Source organism: Cetobacterium sp. NK01, assembly GCF_024506395.1.
Lineage (GTDB): Bacteria > Fusobacteriota > Fusobacteriia > Fusobacteriales > Fusobacteriaceae > Cetobacterium_A > Cetobacterium_A somerae_A.
Genome location: NZ_JANIBO010000002.1, coordinates 179326 through 193445 on the forward strand (window position 1 = coordinate 179326; position 14120 = coordinate 193445).

General features: G+C 29.9%; 19 protein-coding genes and 1 tRNA gene. 2 read left to right on the forward strand and 18 right to left on the reverse strand.

Annotation, left to right across the window (positions count from 1 at the left end; translation table 11 throughout):
* Positions 1–19 precede the first annotated feature (19 nt).
* The 11 genes from NON08_RS10005 to eutS form a co-directional block, all read right to left on the reverse strand.
* Complete coding sequence (locus tag NON08_RS10005) at positions 20–538, reverse strand: BMC domain-containing protein (protein WP_256691422.1); 519 nt, start codon at positions 536–538, stop codon at positions 20–22.
* A gap of 59 nt (positions 539–597) precedes the next feature.
* On the reverse strand, positions 598–882 hold the full coding sequence (gene eutM / locus NON08_RS10010; RefSeq protein ID WP_023050577.1) for an ethanolamine utilization microcompartment protein EutM: 285 nt from the start codon (positions 880–882) through the stop codon (positions 598–600).
* Between the two features lie 17 nt (positions 883–899).
* A complete protein-coding gene (locus NON08_RS10015; RefSeq protein WP_256691424.1) occupies positions 900–1304 on the reverse strand; it encodes a BMC domain-containing protein in 405 nt (134 codons plus the stop codon).
* Between the two features lie 17 nt (positions 1305–1321).
* On the reverse strand, positions 1322–1975 hold the full coding sequence (gene eutL, locus NON08_RS10020) for an ethanolamine utilization microcompartment protein EutL (RefSeq protein ID WP_023050575.1): 654 nt from the start codon (positions 1973–1975) through the stop codon (positions 1322–1324).
* A 10-nt stretch (positions 1976–1985) separates the two neighbouring features.
* Positions 1986–2864 carry an ethanolamine ammonia-lyase subunit EutC gene (gene eutC / locus NON08_RS10025; protein WP_256691425.1) on the reverse strand — a complete coding sequence of 293 codons (879 nt, stop codon included), beginning with the start codon at positions 2862–2864 and terminating at the stop codon, positions 1986–1988.
* A gap of 12 nt (positions 2865–2876) precedes the next feature.
* Positions 2877–4241 carry an ethanolamine ammonia-lyase subunit EutB gene (locus NON08_RS10030; RefSeq protein ID WP_023050573.1) on the reverse strand — a complete coding sequence of 455 codons (1365 nt, stop codon included), beginning with the start codon at positions 4239–4241 and terminating at the stop codon, positions 2877–2879.
* A 27-nt stretch (positions 4242–4268) separates the two neighbouring features.
* Complete coding sequence (gene eutA / locus NON08_RS10035; RefSeq protein ID WP_256691426.1) at positions 4269–5699, reverse strand: ethanolamine ammonia-lyase reactivating factor EutA; 1431 nt, start codon at positions 5697–5699, stop codon at positions 4269–4271.
* 101 nt (positions 5700–5800) lie between these two features.
* The gene (locus tag NON08_RS10040) at positions 5801–7195 is read right to left on the reverse strand and encodes a sensor histidine kinase (RefSeq protein ID WP_256691427.1); all 1395 of its coding nucleotides are present in this window, start codon (positions 7193–7195) and stop codon (positions 5801–5803) included.
* On the reverse strand, positions 7192–7770 hold the full coding sequence (locus tag NON08_RS10045) for an ANTAR domain-containing response regulator (protein WP_256691429.1): 579 nt from the start codon (positions 7768–7770) through the stop codon (positions 7192–7194). Before NON08_RS10045 ends, NON08_RS10040 begins: the two co-directional genes overlap by 4 nt.
* 4 nt (positions 7771–7774) lie before the next feature.
* Positions 7775–8194, reverse strand: coding sequence for a EutP/PduV family microcompartment system protein (locus NON08_RS10050; RefSeq protein ID WP_256691430.1), 420 nt, complete (start codon positions 8192–8194; stop codon positions 7775–7777).
* Positions 8195–8197: 3 nt separating this feature from the next.
* Positions 8198–8539 (reverse strand): ethanolamine utilization microcompartment protein EutS, encoded by a 342-nt coding sequence (gene eutS, locus NON08_RS10055; protein ID WP_256691431.1) that lies wholly within the window; start codon positions 8537–8539, stop codon positions 8198–8200.
* A 183-nt stretch (positions 8540–8722) separates the two neighbouring features.
* Here eutS and NON08_RS10060 point away from each other — a divergent pair.
* Positions 8723–8798 (forward strand) — tRNA-Met (locus NON08_RS10060).
* 82 nt (positions 8799–8880) lie between these two features.
* Here NON08_RS10060 and NON08_RS10065 read toward each other — a convergent pair.
* The 6 genes from NON08_RS10065 to dhaK all read right to left on the reverse strand — a co-directional run bounded on the left by NON08_RS10065 (position 8881) and on the right by dhaK (position 12496).
* Positions 8881–9516 carry a hypothetical protein gene (locus NON08_RS10065; RefSeq protein WP_256691432.1) on the reverse strand — a complete coding sequence of 212 codons (636 nt, stop codon included), beginning with the start codon at positions 9514–9516 and terminating at the stop codon, positions 8881–8883.
* A gap of 13 nt (positions 9517–9529) precedes the next feature.
* Complete coding sequence (locus NON08_RS10070; protein ID WP_256691433.1) at positions 9530–9715, reverse strand: DUF1858 domain-containing protein; 186 nt, start codon at positions 9713–9715, stop codon at positions 9530–9532.
* Between the two features lie 3 nt (positions 9716–9718).
* Positions 9719–10396 carry a hypothetical protein gene (locus NON08_RS10075; protein WP_256691434.1) on the reverse strand — a complete coding sequence of 226 codons (678 nt, stop codon included), beginning with the start codon at positions 10394–10396 and terminating at the stop codon, positions 9719–9721.
* A gap of 77 nt (positions 10397–10473) precedes the next feature.
* Positions 10474–10872: a dihydroxyacetone kinase phosphoryl donor subunit DhaM gene (dhaM, locus tag NON08_RS10080; RefSeq protein WP_256691435.1), complete on the reverse strand. Its 399-nt coding sequence runs from the start codon at positions 10870–10872 to the stop codon at positions 10474–10476.
* An 8-nt stretch (positions 10873–10880) separates the two neighbouring features.
* A complete protein-coding gene (gene dhaL / locus NON08_RS10085; protein WP_256691437.1) occupies positions 10881–11489 on the reverse strand; it encodes a dihydroxyacetone kinase subunit DhaL in 609 nt (202 codons plus the stop codon).
* A gap of 14 nt (positions 11490–11503) precedes the next feature.
* Complete coding sequence (dhaK, locus tag NON08_RS10090; protein ID WP_256691438.1) at positions 11504–12496, reverse strand: dihydroxyacetone kinase subunit DhaK; 993 nt, start codon at positions 12494–12496, stop codon at positions 11504–11506.
* 163 nt (positions 12497–12659) lie between these two features.
* Between dhaK and NON08_RS10095 the strand changes: the two genes are divergently transcribed.
* Positions 12660–12887, forward strand: coding sequence for a hypothetical protein (locus NON08_RS10095; RefSeq protein WP_256691439.1), 228 nt, complete (start codon positions 12660–12662; stop codon positions 12885–12887).
* Positions 12888–12916: 29 nt separating this feature from the next.
* Here NON08_RS10095 and NON08_RS10100 read toward each other — a convergent pair whose 3' ends face one another.
* A complete protein-coding gene (locus tag NON08_RS10100; protein ID WP_256691440.1) occupies positions 12917–14041 on the reverse strand; it encodes an ABC transporter ATP-binding protein in 1125 nt (374 codons plus the stop codon).
* Between the last annotated feature and the right edge of the window lie 79 nt (positions 14042–14120).

Sequence of the window (14120 nt, forward strand, 5' to 3'; positions counted from 1 at the left end):
TTTGCCTCCCTATTAAAACTTAAATATAATCAAGTATATTTTCAACTGGGTTATTTATTTTACTAATATCCATATATTTATAAGATGATCCTGTAACTAAAACTATTGCCTCATCTATAGAACTCGTTTCTCCTCCTACAACAAAATAACATTTTCCTGCTAGTGTCCATCCTAAAACTAATTTAACTACATCTACATCAACACTTTTAATCACATGATCTAAAACTTTAACACCATCAGCTATATTCAAAAATTCAACTACACCTATTGCTTTAAATTTTTTATCTTCTCTTTTTCTATTTAATGCTTCTAAAAGCTTTTCACTTACTCCAGAAATAACTTGTTTACAACGTTCCCCTGTTAAATCTTTTAATCCATCTTTAACTGAAGAGTTATCTCCATAAACTATAAAATAATATTTTCCAGGACAAGTTACTCCAGCCTTATATATTTTTAATTCATTAAATTTTATAATTTTATCTAATTCCTCAATTCCCTTTGGAATACTATTGAATTCAACTATACCTAACGCTTTCATCTCTTCTCCTTTCATTTTTTTTAGGGAGTGACTAGCATGTCACTCCCTAATATATTTTACTACTTTGCTTCTTTTGGTAAAATTGCCTCTACATCTGAGTGTGGTCTTGGAATTACGTGAACAGAGATTAACTCTCCAATTCTATCTGCAGCTGCTGCTCCAGCATCTGTTGCCGCTTTTACAGCTCCAACGTCTCCTCTAACTAAAACACTCACAAGTCCTCCTCCAACAATCTCTTTTCCTATTAAAGTTACGTTTGCTGCTTTCACCATTGCGTCTGCTGCCTCTATCGCTGCTACTAATCCTCTTGTTTCTACCATTCCTAATGCATTTAAAGTTGCCATAAATATCCTCTCCTTATCTATTTTTTAGTTTTATCTCTTCTATTTACTACTGGTTTTGCTTCTACTTCATCTACTATTTCTTCTACTATAACTTCGTTTTCTTCTGGAAGCTCTACAATTATCTCTTCCTTGACTACCTTTTCTGTTGGAACCTCTTTTTTTTCTAATATATTGTATACTTCTTCAGTTGGTCTTGGGATTACATGACTTCCCATATAAACTCCTAATCTTTTAACTGCTTCAGCTGCTGCTTCTACTGCAACTTTTACAGCTCCAACGTCACCAACTATTTCAACTGTCACTATTCCACCTTTTACAAGATGTCTATTTAGCACCTCTACATCTGCCGTTTTACACGCCACATCTACAGCCTCTATCGCTCCAACCATTCCTCTTGTTTCAATCATTCCTAATGCTTTCATAATTTAAACAACTCCTTTTAGAACTTTAATGGATTTTGAGCAACATATTTCACAGCATCAGCAAAAGCATCACATGCTGCTTTACATGCTGATTGACTTCCTGTTAAAAGTCCTCCTCCAAAGTTAGTTTCTGATGGTGGTCCAAAGAAAGCTGCTAATCTTACATCTGCTGCTTTTAATGCTACATCAAGTGCATACATAGCTTCTAAAGGTGGTGCTATTAAATACGCTAAAGCTTCTCCCTCTGGTACTCCTGCAGTTTTTGACAGATAAGTTCCTGTTCTTGAAACACAGTGAGCATAGTATGCAATTGTATCATCGTCATTAGCACTATAGAAACATGCTTCATTTTCTATAAAATCTACTATTGCATTTAATCCACTTTTTACTTCAGCAGGTGTAGGTCCAGCTATTATTCCAATAACTTCTCCAGCTAATTTTGTATTTGCATTTGCTGCTCCACCATAAAATGATCTACCATAAACTACTTCAACTTCTGACATTTTTGTTGCATAATCTAATGCTGTATATGTTACATCATCACAATCTGCTGTAACTATTCCAATACTCTTATACCCTTTTGGAAGTTTGAACTCTTCCGCCATTTTATCATCTACATTTGGTATTAGCTTAACTGCTAAAACACTTGGTTTTATAGGATCGTTTGTCATTTTTTCCTCCTTATAATTTTAAATCTTGTCCGCTTGCTTTAGCGTCTAATATTTTCTTAATTATATGTGCCACATGTGCTCCTGCTTCCACTGCTGGAGTTCCTTTTTCATGTATATTTGATACAACTGTTCTCTTAGCTTCTGGTATTCCTACATATCCTTTATATGTTATATATGCACTCATACTTTCTGCAGTTGCTAGCCCTGGTCTCTCTCCAATTAATACACAAGTTACTGTTGCACCAAGTGTTTCAGCTACGTCATCTGAAGCAGCAACTCTTCCATATTTCAAGAAAAATGGTGTTCCTGTATCTATTCCATAAGCTTTTAATCCATTTAATAGTGCTGGAAGTATATTTTCAACATTTGCTTCTACTGCTGTTGAACTAAGACCATCTGAAACATAAACTTGAACTGTTGGATTTTGTTTACATCTCTCTTTTAAAACCTTTACAGCTTCATCTGATAATCTTCTTCCTAAATCTGGTCTTGTTATATATTCATCTTTAGAGTTACATCTTGTTTGAACTGTAAATAGATTATTTTTAGCTAATACTTCATCTGAAACATCAGTAAATACAGCATCTTGTGCTGAAGCGTGGTCAGCTCTAAATCTTAACATTGTTGATGTTGTATATCTTGTTCCAGCTCTTCCAATTCCAACTCTTGCTGGAGTTTTTCTTTTATACTTTAATAACTCCTCTCTATTTTTTGGATTCGCGACATCTATAACTTCTCTTAAATCAATTTTAGTTATGTCCTCTACCTCTTCCAAATTAGAAAGTGTTTTTTCAACTCTCTCTTTTACTTTTTCTAAAGCCTTCCCCTCTCCATCCATCTCTTTTAAAACTTGTGATATTATATCTTTCAACTCTTTTTCAGAAATCATTATTCTCTCCTCCTATAAAAATAGTGATGCATCTCCTGCAAGATTAGTTAAATTTCCATCCTCATCTCTGATACCTACTTTTTCTAGCCACTCCTCAAACTCTTTTATAGGTTTAACATTTAATGTTTCTCTTAAAGTTTGAATATCATGATATCCTGTAGTTTGGTAGTTTAACATAATATCATCTCCAGCTGGAACTCCCATAAAATAGTTACATCCAGCTGCTGTTAATAAAACAGCTAAGTTTTCAATATCGTTTTGGTCTGCCTTCATATGGTTTGTATAACAAACGTCAACTCCCATAGATAATCCATGAAGTTTTCCCATAAAGTGGTCTTCTAATCCAGCTCTTGTAACTTGTTTACTATCGTAAAGATACTCTGGACCTATAAATCCAACTACGGTATTAACTATAAATGGATCGTACTTTTTAGCAAATCCATAACATCTTGCTTCCATTGTTAATTGATCCACACCATTATGTCCATCTGAAGAAAGTTCAGACCCTTGTCCTGTTTCGAAATACATTACATTTGGTCCAGCTGCTGTTCCATGAGTTAAAGCTAACTGTCTTGCTTCCTCTATCATATCTCCTGTTATTCCAAAAGCTTCATTTGATTTTTGTGATCCAGCTATACTTTGGAATATTAAATCTGTAGGAGCTCCTTTTCTTATAGCTTCCATTTGAGTAGTTACGTGAGCTAGTACACATATTTGTGTTGGTATATTAAATTTTTTCTTTATCTCATCAAATCTTTGTAAAACTCTAACAACACTATCTACAGTATCATCAACTGGGTTTAATCCTATTAAAGCATCTCCAACTCCATAGCTTAATCCTTCTAGTAGTGAAATCATTATTCCATCTGGATCATCTGTTGTATGATTAGGTTGCAGTCTAGCTGCTAGAATCCCTTTTCCTCCAATTGTTGTGTTACAATGTTTTTTTACTTGAATTTTACTCGCCGCTCTAATCAAATCTAAATTTGACATTAACTTTGTAACTGCTGATATCATCTCTGAAGTTAATCCTCTTCTTATCCACTGAATCTCTCTATCTCCATTTTCAGTAGCTAATAACCACTCTCTTAATTCACCAACAGTCCATTCTTTTATCTCTTCATATACCTTTAAGTTTAGAGCGTCTATTATAATTCTTGTAACCTCATCTTGATCATAAGGAACTGCAGGATTCTCTTTAAACTCTTTAAGTTTTATATTAGATAATACCTCTTTTGCTGCCACTCTTTCCTTTGTACTTCTTGCTGCTATTCCAGCTAACTCATCACCTGATTTTTCTTCATTTGCTTTAGCCATAACATCATATAAATTTTCAAATACATAGTCTTGGCCAAAAAGTCTTGTGTGTAATCTCATCAAACTCACCCCAATCTATTTTTTTATTTAATAACTTAAAACTAATGTCTTTACAATTACTGGTAATACACTTCCACTTCCAAGAGGAAGTCCAATATCTACAAAGTCACCATCATTAACCTTTATACTGTCTATACAAACTATTGGAATCCTATTTTCTGATTCTAATATTAAGCACTGTCCTAAAACTTTTCCTATGTCTTCCTCTACTATAATCACTAGTCTTTTAAATCTTTTCATCACCTCATAAATATTTTTAGACATCTCTTGTATATCTTTATATTTAAGTCCTTTTCTACCACTTAATCCAATGGCTACATCTTGATATCCATCATCTGCTTTAAACCATTCTAATTTTTTTTCTAAAACTTTTACTAAATCTTTATAATCAAAATTTTTATCTGCATCATTTATTTTCAATATAGGAAGATTTTTTATTGGAAGAACCTCTTTAGCATAACTTATTGTACTTCCACTTATCTCAGTTGTATGAGAACCTGCTCCTACAACTGTAGCTCTTATAGTTTCTCCTAATCTCACTATACTTATTTTTTCTTTTCCAAATTTTCTTTTTATACAAACTCCTAAAAGTGGACCGATATCATCATAGGTATAGTAATCTTTCTTTTCAGGTTCAGTGTAAATAAAATCAGCTACACCTCCTGAGAAACTAATAAACTCACCTTTCAATGGAGTTCTATAGTCTTTATCTGTTATTAGTAATCTGTAATCTTCACTTTTAAATTGAGTATTTCTTACTGCTTCTAAAAGAATTTCAGCTATTTTATCACATAAAATTTCTAAATCTCTTTCACTAGCAATCTCTCCAACTTTTAAACTTCTTAAATTCAATCTTTCAATAAGCTTTTCATATTTTTTAAAAATATATGTTATCTTTAAACTATTTTTTTCAAACTTTATTAATCTACCACCTATATCTAAACAAGTTGTGTCTTCAACTTCACCCTTATCAAATAAAGAGATATTTGTTGTTCCACCACCTATATCTAAATTATAGATACTTGTATTATTCTCCTCTGAAAACTTCATAGCTCCTGAGCCTTTTCCAGATATTATACTTTCTAAATCTGGTCCAGCTGTTGCTACAACAAAATCTCCAGCCATTCCACTTAAAGCCTTTAGTACCTCTCTAGCATTACTTTTTCTAGCTGTTTCTCCAGTTATTATCACAGCTCCTGTACTTATCTTATCTCTAGGAACTTTAGAAGCTTCATACTCATCTTTTAAAATTTTTTTTAAAGCTTCTATATCAATTTCGTAAGAATTTACAAGTGGTGTTGTATAGATTTTACTTCTGTAAAAAATCTCTTTGTCCACAATTTTTATTTGAGGAACTCTTGCTCCAGAAGATAGATTTTCTAAAGTTATTTTCGAAAAAACTAACTGAGTTGTAGATGTTCCAATATCAATTCCCACACTTATAATCTCTTCCTTCACTAAATTTACCTCCTAATTAGAACAAAAAAAGCTAAAGAAATATAGTTACCCACTATATTCTTTAGCTTCTTTGCTATTTTAAAATATACAACCTTGTATATTTAATATTCATTTTTTATTTCAAACTTGACTGTTGTACCTTTTCCTACTTCACTACTAATTTCAAAACTACCTTTTAACTGCTCTTTTATTATTTTTTCAACTATCATTAATCCTAAACCAGAAGATGATATCTTTTCTTTAGGAATTCCGACCCCATTGTCAGAAATTGTAATTCTTGAAAAGAAGTGATCTTTCTGAATAAGTATTTTTACCTTTCCAGCTACATCGTCTGGAAAAGCGTAATCTACTATATTTTGGATAATTTCATTTATAACTAAAGCAATCGCTGTAGCTTTCTCAGATGAGATATTAAAGTTATCTCCAATAATAGTAAACTCTATTTTTTCCTTTTTGTCAATAGTTTTTGTTGAATAATTTTTGTATATTAAGTCAACTATTTCTCTGATATTAAGATTATCGAATCCTTTTTCGGACAAAACCTCATGTGTTATAGCTATACTTAAAATTCTGCTGATGGTTTCATCTAAGATTTTTTTTACCTCTTTATTTTCAGATCTTCTACTCTGAATTCTTAATAAACTTGCAATTGTTTGCAAATTATTTTTCACTCTGTGATGTATCTCTTTTATGGCTACAGATTTTAAAATTATCTCTTGCTCTTTACTTTTCTCTTGAGTTATATCTCTAACTATCATAATCACATTTTGCCTTTTTTTGTTTTCCAGCGTTGCAAAATAACTAACTGATAAAACCATATCTAAAATACTTATTTCAACTACATCTATTTTTTTATTTTGCAATATATTATTAAATTCTACGCTGTTAATGACTATATTTTCAAATGTTTCTCCCACTATATCTCTTCCAAATCCCATTTTTTCATAAATAGATTTAGCTACTCCATTAGCATAGGTTACAACTTCATTATTATTAAATATAACTACTCCATCTTTTACAAGTTCTGGTATTGTATATCTAGTTTCTAAAAAACTACTCATTAACTCCTCTGGAGTTTCTACATCCCCTATTTTTAAAAGAGTTTTCTTTTTATCAGAATGTTCTAATATTAAAACACCAATTATTTCATTACTCTCATTTTTTATAGCAATTACATTTTGTAAAACTGTTTCTCCCTCTTGAGTTATAGCTTTATAGTTTTTAGATGGCATTCCTGTTTGCAAAGTTCTTAAAACAGCCGGTTCATTTTTATAAAGAGCCACTTCACCTGCTATATTTTTAGAATAAATACTTCCTACTTCCGGTTTAGAATGATGTACAACTAAAGCTTTTTCTCCATCTTTTGTAGGGCAATCTATAAAGGTATCTACTCCCAAAACATTACTTAAAATTATAGCTGTTTCTTCTAATTTTTCTATTTTATCTATATCCTGCGCTGTTAGAGTAGCACACATTTTACAATAAGTTTTTATCATAAAAGCTCTCCAGTAGTATTTATAATTTCAGAAAGTTGAGAAATTGTTATTCTCTTTTCCATGCTTATTTTTCTTATTTTAGTATATGCTTCATCTTCAGTTAAAGAGTATTTATACATTAAAATACCCTTTGCTTTTTCTAATATTTTTCTTTCTCTTAATTTTCTCTCACTTATTTCTAAGGCATTTTTTAGTTTTATTTTTTCGCTATAATTTTTATATAATAAATCCATCTGAGATAGTAGAATTTTTTCATCTAATGGCTTTATTAAATATCCTGACACATCATATTCTGTAGCTTCTTTTATATAATTTTCCATGCTATAAGCTGTTAGCATAATTATGCAATTTTTGTACTCCTTTTCTTTTAAAATCTTTGCTACATTCGTTCCTAAAAGAAATGGCATTTTTAAATCTAAAAGTAAAATATCTGGCGTATGTCTTAGAGCTAATTCTACAGCTTCTAATCCATCTTTAGCCTCTCCAAGAACATCATATTCGTTTTCCTTTAATATTTCCACAAGGTCCATTCTTATTAACGAATCATCCTCTGCCACAACAACTGTTTTTCTCATTAACTCACCTCAAAAAAGTTTTTAAGCACTCCACTCCCTTTAAACTTTTCAAGTCTAAATGAAAGATTTTTTCGACTCCAGCATTTTCTAGTACATCTTCTGCACCCTTATAATTTTCTTCTAAATCAATTTTAGTTATAACTCCTAAAACTTTTTTTCCTAAAAACATACTTGCAAAATTTGGTGGATATAGATTTTCCTCATCCGCTGCTGATTGAATTAATATTATAATATCTGCATCTATAGAAACAACATTTAGAGCTTTATAATATACTTTATTTTCTAAGTACTCTCCTGGTGTATCAATTATTTTTCCAATATAATCTACCATTTGTGTTTTTTTATACTCAACTTTTTGATTATTTAAAATTTGAGTCAATGTTGTTTTTCCACTTCCAGTTTTTCCTATTAACATTATTTTCATATTTTAAGACCTCGAAATATTTGTAATTGAAAAATTTAAGGATGCTTTTAAATACTCCATAATTGCTTCTAAAGAACTTTCTATACTAGAAACATCTCCTGTTATTACTAAAGTTCCACTAAATCTATCTAAAAAACCAATCTCTATGGCTCCTGATTTAGTTGCAATATCTGCTGCTATTATTGCCGCTTCTCCTGGTGTAATTGTCAATATTCCAATAGCATTTTTATTTTCTACATTTAATCCCATTTTTTTATAAATATCTAAATTTGGGTGAGCTATTAAGTGTGCTAACGTTACTTGCTTTCCTGGTACATATTCCTGAATCATTCTAACTTTTTCCATGGTTATACCTCTTTTGTTTTTATTTTACTTCATTTGTTTATAATTAAATCACAAAGAACACATTTTTTCAAGAGCAAAAAAATACACTCTCTATAAAATTACACTTAATACAGTTTTATAAGTTTATATTTTTGTTCTTGACTTAATTACAATTCCATGATATTATACTAATATATAAGAAATCGCGGGATAGAGCAGTTGGCAGCTCGTCGGGCTCATAACCCGAAGGTCGTTGGTTCGAGTCCAGCTCCCGCCACCAAAATTTAAACTAAGATTTCAAGTTATCTATATTTAAGATAACTTTTTTTTATTAAACAAATAAAAAAAGAGTCACTTTGACTCTATTTTTTTATTATTATTTTAAATTTTTGCTCTTCCTCACTATACTCAAATTTTTCATTTAATTCTTTTACAAAATTTTTAGTCCATATATTTCTCAAACTATAAAAAACATTCACATCTATATTCTCTTTTTCCCAAATATCTTTATGCACACAAATTCTTCTTATCCAAACAACTTTATCATTTTCAGATACTTCAATAATATTAACTCTATCACACGGCATTCCATCTAATATATAATCATTTATACTATTGTATAAATCTATCGCACTTTCAAAATATTTCTCTTTTTTAGCTTCTTTTGCAGCTAATTTTCCTTCTTCCTCAAAGATTTTTTCTAATTTTTCTATAGAATCTTTATTGTTCTCTAAAATAACCTTTATCCAAGCTGCTAATCTTCCTTCTGAAGAATGAATCCTATTTTGCAACCAACCATGAATATTCTCTAAATCAATTATTTCTTCTAGATTTCTATTTTCTAATTTTTTTCCGTATTTATTTTCAATCTCAATTTTTATTTTTACAACATTCAATTTATTCTCTACAGCTAATTTTACTACTTTATCTTCTAAATTTTCAAACCATAATATCTTATTAAAAAGCCAATAGTGTATTTTACCTAAATATAAACTCATAATTACTCCTTAATTATTTTTCATTTAATTTATTTAAAACTTCATCCAAACTTAAACCATGTATTTCACAAGCTTGTTGTAAATTTTCCATTTGAGCAGAAGGGCATCCTATACAACCCATTCCATAATTCATTAATATTTCTGCTGCTTTTGGATTTATTTTTATTATATCTGCTATTAGTGTGTCTTTAGTTATCATTTTTTATATCTCCTCTTTTTTTAATATTTTAACGATATCTACTTTAAATTTTTCAATTGTTATTCGATCAATGAAATGTCCTAGTTTTTCACCTAATTGAGCTCTTTCTTTGTAATATATTAATATTACTTTAACAATGTCAAAGGCCTCGCTCTCTGAAATTCCATCAATTAAAATATCAGCACTTCTTGGATAAAATCCAGAACTTCCTCCAACTGTTATAAAAAATTTCCCATCTAAATCTACAAGTACTCCTATATCTTTTGAATAAGCACTAGTACAAGCATTTCTACACCCAACTACAGCTATTTTTGTTCTACATGGAAGTTCCATTCCATGAAAACTATTACTTATCTTCATTCCCAATCCTATTGTTGGATATTTAGACCTTTTACAAAAATTTGCAGGACATATTTCTACATTTTTTACTGAATTTTGTATTTTAACAGCTGGTTCCATATTTAATTCAGTCCATATTTTAGGCAAGTCTTCTTCTTTTAAATTAGTTATTAATATTCTTTGTCCTGAAGTTATTTTTAAAATACCTTTATATTTTTTTGTTACTTCTGCTATTCTTATCAAAGTATCAGGAGTTACAAATCCACCTGGAATATGAGGTGTAATTCCAAATCTTCTTTTACCACTTCTTATCTTTTGTAAGTTTCCACCATAATTTCCCATTTATATCTCTCCTTTCTTTGAATATATCTTATACTATTTTTTATATTTTTTCTGTAACATAAGTTACATTTTATTTTTTATATTTTACTTAATAACTTCAATTCTTTTAATTCTTCTTCAAGATCTTTTAATAATAATTTTTTATCATTTATTGCCATTCCCATTAATACTCCTTCTACCAAAGGAGCATCCATTATTTTTATTTTTTCTTTATCATATTCTTCACTATCTAAAAACTCTAACGCTAACTCTGCATTTAGTATAGAGCTACCTAAATCACCAAAGATGGCAACTCCATCTTCTACATAAGCTTTTTTTATAGCCTCAGCTATAATTAAAGGGTTTGAGCCTAAATAATCCTCTTCTGTTCCACTTCCGTTAACTACGGGAAAATTATATTTTTTCATTTCGTTACATAATTCAATTACCTCATCAGCAAGTCTTTTACTATGAGATACTATAACAAATCCTAACATATTATCACCTACTTTAAATTTTTACAAATAGTATCAATAATTAAATATGAAGACATAGCTCCTGGATCTAAATGCCCTATACTTCTTTCTCCTAAGTAACTAGCTCTTCCTTTAGTTGCTTTCATATCTTTTGTTGAATCCACTCCATTTTTAGCTATTATTTGAATTTTTTTTAATAATTCATTTAGTTCTTCATTTTTATTTTCTTTTAAAGTTTCTACCACGGGAACTATAGTATCTAACATAGTCTTTTCTCCACATTGAGCTTTTCCTCTCATTTTTATCCCTTCTACCATCGCATCTGCTGCTTTTATAATATTTTCTCTATCCAATTTATTTGTACCCTTTAAACTCTGAGCTACTTTCATAAGTCCTGTTCCATATATTGCTCCAGAAGCTCCACCTACATTCGATATAAGAATCATTGCTATTTTATTAAAAAAATCTGAGTAACTTAAATTTTTCAAACTTTCTTTTTCCTCTTTTATCTTTTGAAATCCTCTAGAAAGATTTACTCCATGATCACTATCTCCTATTACTCTATCTAATTCACTCAAATAATCTTTATTTTCATATATTACATCAGCTATTTTGTCCACTAATATGATTAAATCCATATACTATAGTCCTCCTAAAATGTTTTTAATGCAATTGTATCTGATTTACTTTTTAGTAGTTTTTCTATTTCATCTGTTAACTTTAAAATAGTTATTGAGAATCCACCCATATCAAGTGAAGTCATATAATTTCCTACTAACGTTGTTTCTACAATTATATTTTTTTCCTTCAAAATATCTGCCACTCTATTATTAACAATGAATAACTCTATTAACGTTGTTTCTCCCAAACCATTTATCAAAACAGCAACTTTTTCTTTATTTATTTTAGATTCTTCTAAAACTTTTGCTAAAATATGTTCTACATGGGTATTTGCGTTTGAAAATTTTTCCCTATGTGTTCCTGGTTCACCATGAATTCCCAAGCCTATTTCAACTTCATCATCACCTAAATCAAAACTATTTTTTCCAGTTGTAAATACAGTACACGATTTTAAAGACATTCCCATAGTTTTTATATTATTCACAACCTCTTTTCCAAGTTTCTCTAGGTTCTCTAAAGAATATCCTTGCTCTGCTGCTGCTCCTAAAATTTTATGTACAAATATTGTTCCAGCTATTCCTCTTCGACCAACAGTATATGTACTATTCTCTACAGCTATATCATCATCTACAATTACTTTTCCTACTTTTATTCCATCTATTTCTGCCATTTCTGCTGCCATTTCAAAATTCATTACATCTCCACTATAATTTTTAATTATAAGAAGAACTCCCTCTCCCGAATCTACAGCTTTTATGGCTTCATATACTTTATCTGCACTTGGAGATGTAAAAACTTCTCCTGCTACAGCAGCATCTAGCATCCCATATCCTACAAAACCTGCATGAGCTGGTTCATGACCGCTTCCTCCTCCACTTACTAATGCAACTTTTCCATACTTTTTCTCTTTTCTCACAATAATAGGTAAATCTTTTATACTTTCAATATTCTTTGGAAAAGCTTTTACCATTCCTTCAATCATTTCTTTAACAATATCCTCTTTTTTATTGATAAGTTTTTTCATAAATTTCCTCCTATATTTGAGTTAGTTTAATATTTTTATATACTTTAATTTTTTTATTTTGTCAAATATAATAAATCTATGAATTTATTTGTAGGATTCCTTCTTTCATTACAGTAAAAATATATTGAATATTAAAATAAATAATTTTAAGGAGGAATAAAAAGTGGAAATGAATAAAATAGAGGCTTTAAAACTTTATAAACAATATTTTACTGAAAAGGATTTTGAGGATTTTTTAAATTCTCCATACATTGCTGAAGATTCAGATGATTTTGAAGATTACTATCCTGAAGGTACTCCTAATCTTTTTTCCAAAGAAAAAAGTTATTTAACTTTTACTGCATATAAACTAAATGAAAATACATTATCTATAACATTAGAGAATAAATAAAAAAGAGGCTATTAGCCTCTTTTTTTATATTAAATTGTTATATTTTTTTCTGTTTCTATGTCAAACAAATGACATTTATCCATTTCAAAATAGAAGTTTTCTTGTTGGTTAAAATTAGCTCCAGTAGATTTTTCTGCAGGTATTCTAGCTGTATATTGTGTATCTCCAACAAAGAAATAAATAAACTCTTCATTACCCATTTGCTCTACAATATTTACTTTTCCTACAATTGATGAGTCTCCATCTTTCGCAGTATTTTTATTTCCAACATTTTCTGGTCTGATTCCAAACCAAACATCTTTTCCTACATGTCCTTTTACTTTATCAGCTTTCTCTTTTGGCAATTCTAATTTATCACCATTTGTTAATTTTACAAAAGTTTTATTGTCTTCTAAAATTAATGAAGCTTTAACTATATTCATTGCAGGTGATCCTATAAATCCAGCTACAAACTTATTTGCAGGTGTATTATATAAATTTAATGGTGTATCAACTTGCATAATTTTTCCATAATTTAATACACAAATTCTATCTCCCATTGTCATTGCTTCAACTTGATCATGAGTTACATAGATCATTGTTGCATTTTGTCCCTCTTCTTTTAACTGTTTGTGAAGTTGAGTTATTCTTACTCTCATAGAAACTCTAAGTTTAGCATCTAAGTTTGATAAAGGTTCATCAAATAAGAAAACTTCTGGTTTTCTTACAATTGCTCTTCCAACTGCAACCCTTTGTCTTTGTCCTCCTGACATCTCTTTTGGTTTTCTATCTAAAAGATCTGTGATCTCAAGTTTTTCTGCAGCTTCTTTAACTCTTTTATCTATCTCATTTTTAGGAACTTTTGCCATTTTTAATCCAAATGCCATATTATCATAAACTGTCATATGTGGATAAAGCGCATAGTTTTGGAAAACCATTGCAATTCCTCTGTCTTTTGGAGGTAAGTCATTAACTAGCTTATCCCCTATATAGATTTCTCCACCAGTAATTTCCTCTAATCCTGCAACCATTCTTAAAGTTGTTGATTTTGCACAACCAGATGGCCCTACAAAAACCATAAATTCTCCATCTTTAATATTTAAGTCAATTCCATGAACTGCCTTAAATCCATTTGGGTATTGTTTTTCTACTTTTTTTAGTACTACTTCTGCCATATTAATTCTTCCTCCTTGTTTTTTACTAAATCTGAGGTTATTATATAGCATCTTTTTATTTTTTTCAACACTTTTGTTT

Coding starts and splice junctions, on each gene's coding strand:
- NON08_RS10005 (WP_256691422.1), bottom strand. CDS start 538: ATGAAAGCGTTAGGTATAGTTGAATTCAATAGTATTCCAAAGGGAATT.
- eutM (WP_023050577.1), bottom strand. CDS start 882: ATGGCAACTTTAAATGCATTAGGAATGGTAGAAACAAGAGGATTAGTA.
- NON08_RS10015 (WP_256691424.1), bottom strand. CDS start 1,304: ATGAAAGCATTAGGAATGATTGAAACAAGAGGAATGGTTGGAGCGATA.
- eutL (WP_023050575.1), bottom strand. CDS start 1,975: ATGACAAACGATCCTATAAAACCAAGTGTTTTAGCAGTTAAGCTAATA.
- eutC (WP_256691425.1), bottom strand. CDS start 2,864: ATGATTTCTGAAAAAGAGTTGAAAGATATAATATCACAAGTTTTAAAA.
- NON08_RS10030 (WP_023050573.1), bottom strand. CDS start 4,241: ATGAGATTACACACAAGACTTTTTGGCCAAGACTATGTATTTGAAAAT.
- NON08_RS10040 (WP_256691427.1), bottom strand. CDS start 7,195: ATGATAAAAACTTATTGTAAAATGTGTGCTACTCTAACAGCGCAGGAT.
- NON08_RS10045 (WP_256691429.1), bottom strand. CDS start 7,770: ATGAGAAAAACAGTTGTTGTGGCAGAGGATGATTCGTTAATAAGAATG.
- NON08_RS10050 (WP_256691430.1), bottom strand. CDS start 8,194: ATGAAAATAATGTTAATAGGAAAAACTGGAAGTGGAAAAACAACATTG.
- eutS (WP_256691431.1), bottom strand. CDS start 8,539: ATGGAAAAAGTTAGAATGATTCAGGAATATGTACCAGGAAAGCAAGTA.
- NON08_RS10065 (WP_256691432.1), bottom strand. CDS start 9,516: ATGAGTTTATATTTAGGTAAAATACACTATTGGCTTTTTAATAAGATA.
- NON08_RS10070 (WP_256691433.1), bottom strand. CDS start 9,715: ATGATAACTAAAGACACACTAATAGCAGATATAATAAAAATAAATCCA.
- NON08_RS10075 (WP_256691434.1), bottom strand. CDS start 10,396: ATGGGAAATTATGGTGGAAACTTACAAAAGATAAGAAGTGGTAAAAGA.
- dhaM (WP_256691435.1), bottom strand. CDS start 10,872: ATGTTAGGATTTGTTATAGTATCTCATAGTAAAAGACTTGCTGATGAG.
- dhaL (WP_256691437.1), bottom strand. CDS start 11,489: ATGGATTTAATCATATTAGTGGACAAAATAGCTGATGTAATATATGAA.
- dhaK (WP_256691438.1), bottom strand. CDS start 12,496: ATGAAAAAACTTATCAATAAAAAAGAGGATATTGTTAAAGAAATGATT.
- NON08_RS10100 (WP_256691440.1), bottom strand. CDS start 14,041: ATGGCAGAAGTAGTACTAAAAAAAGTAGAAAAACAATACCCAAATGGA.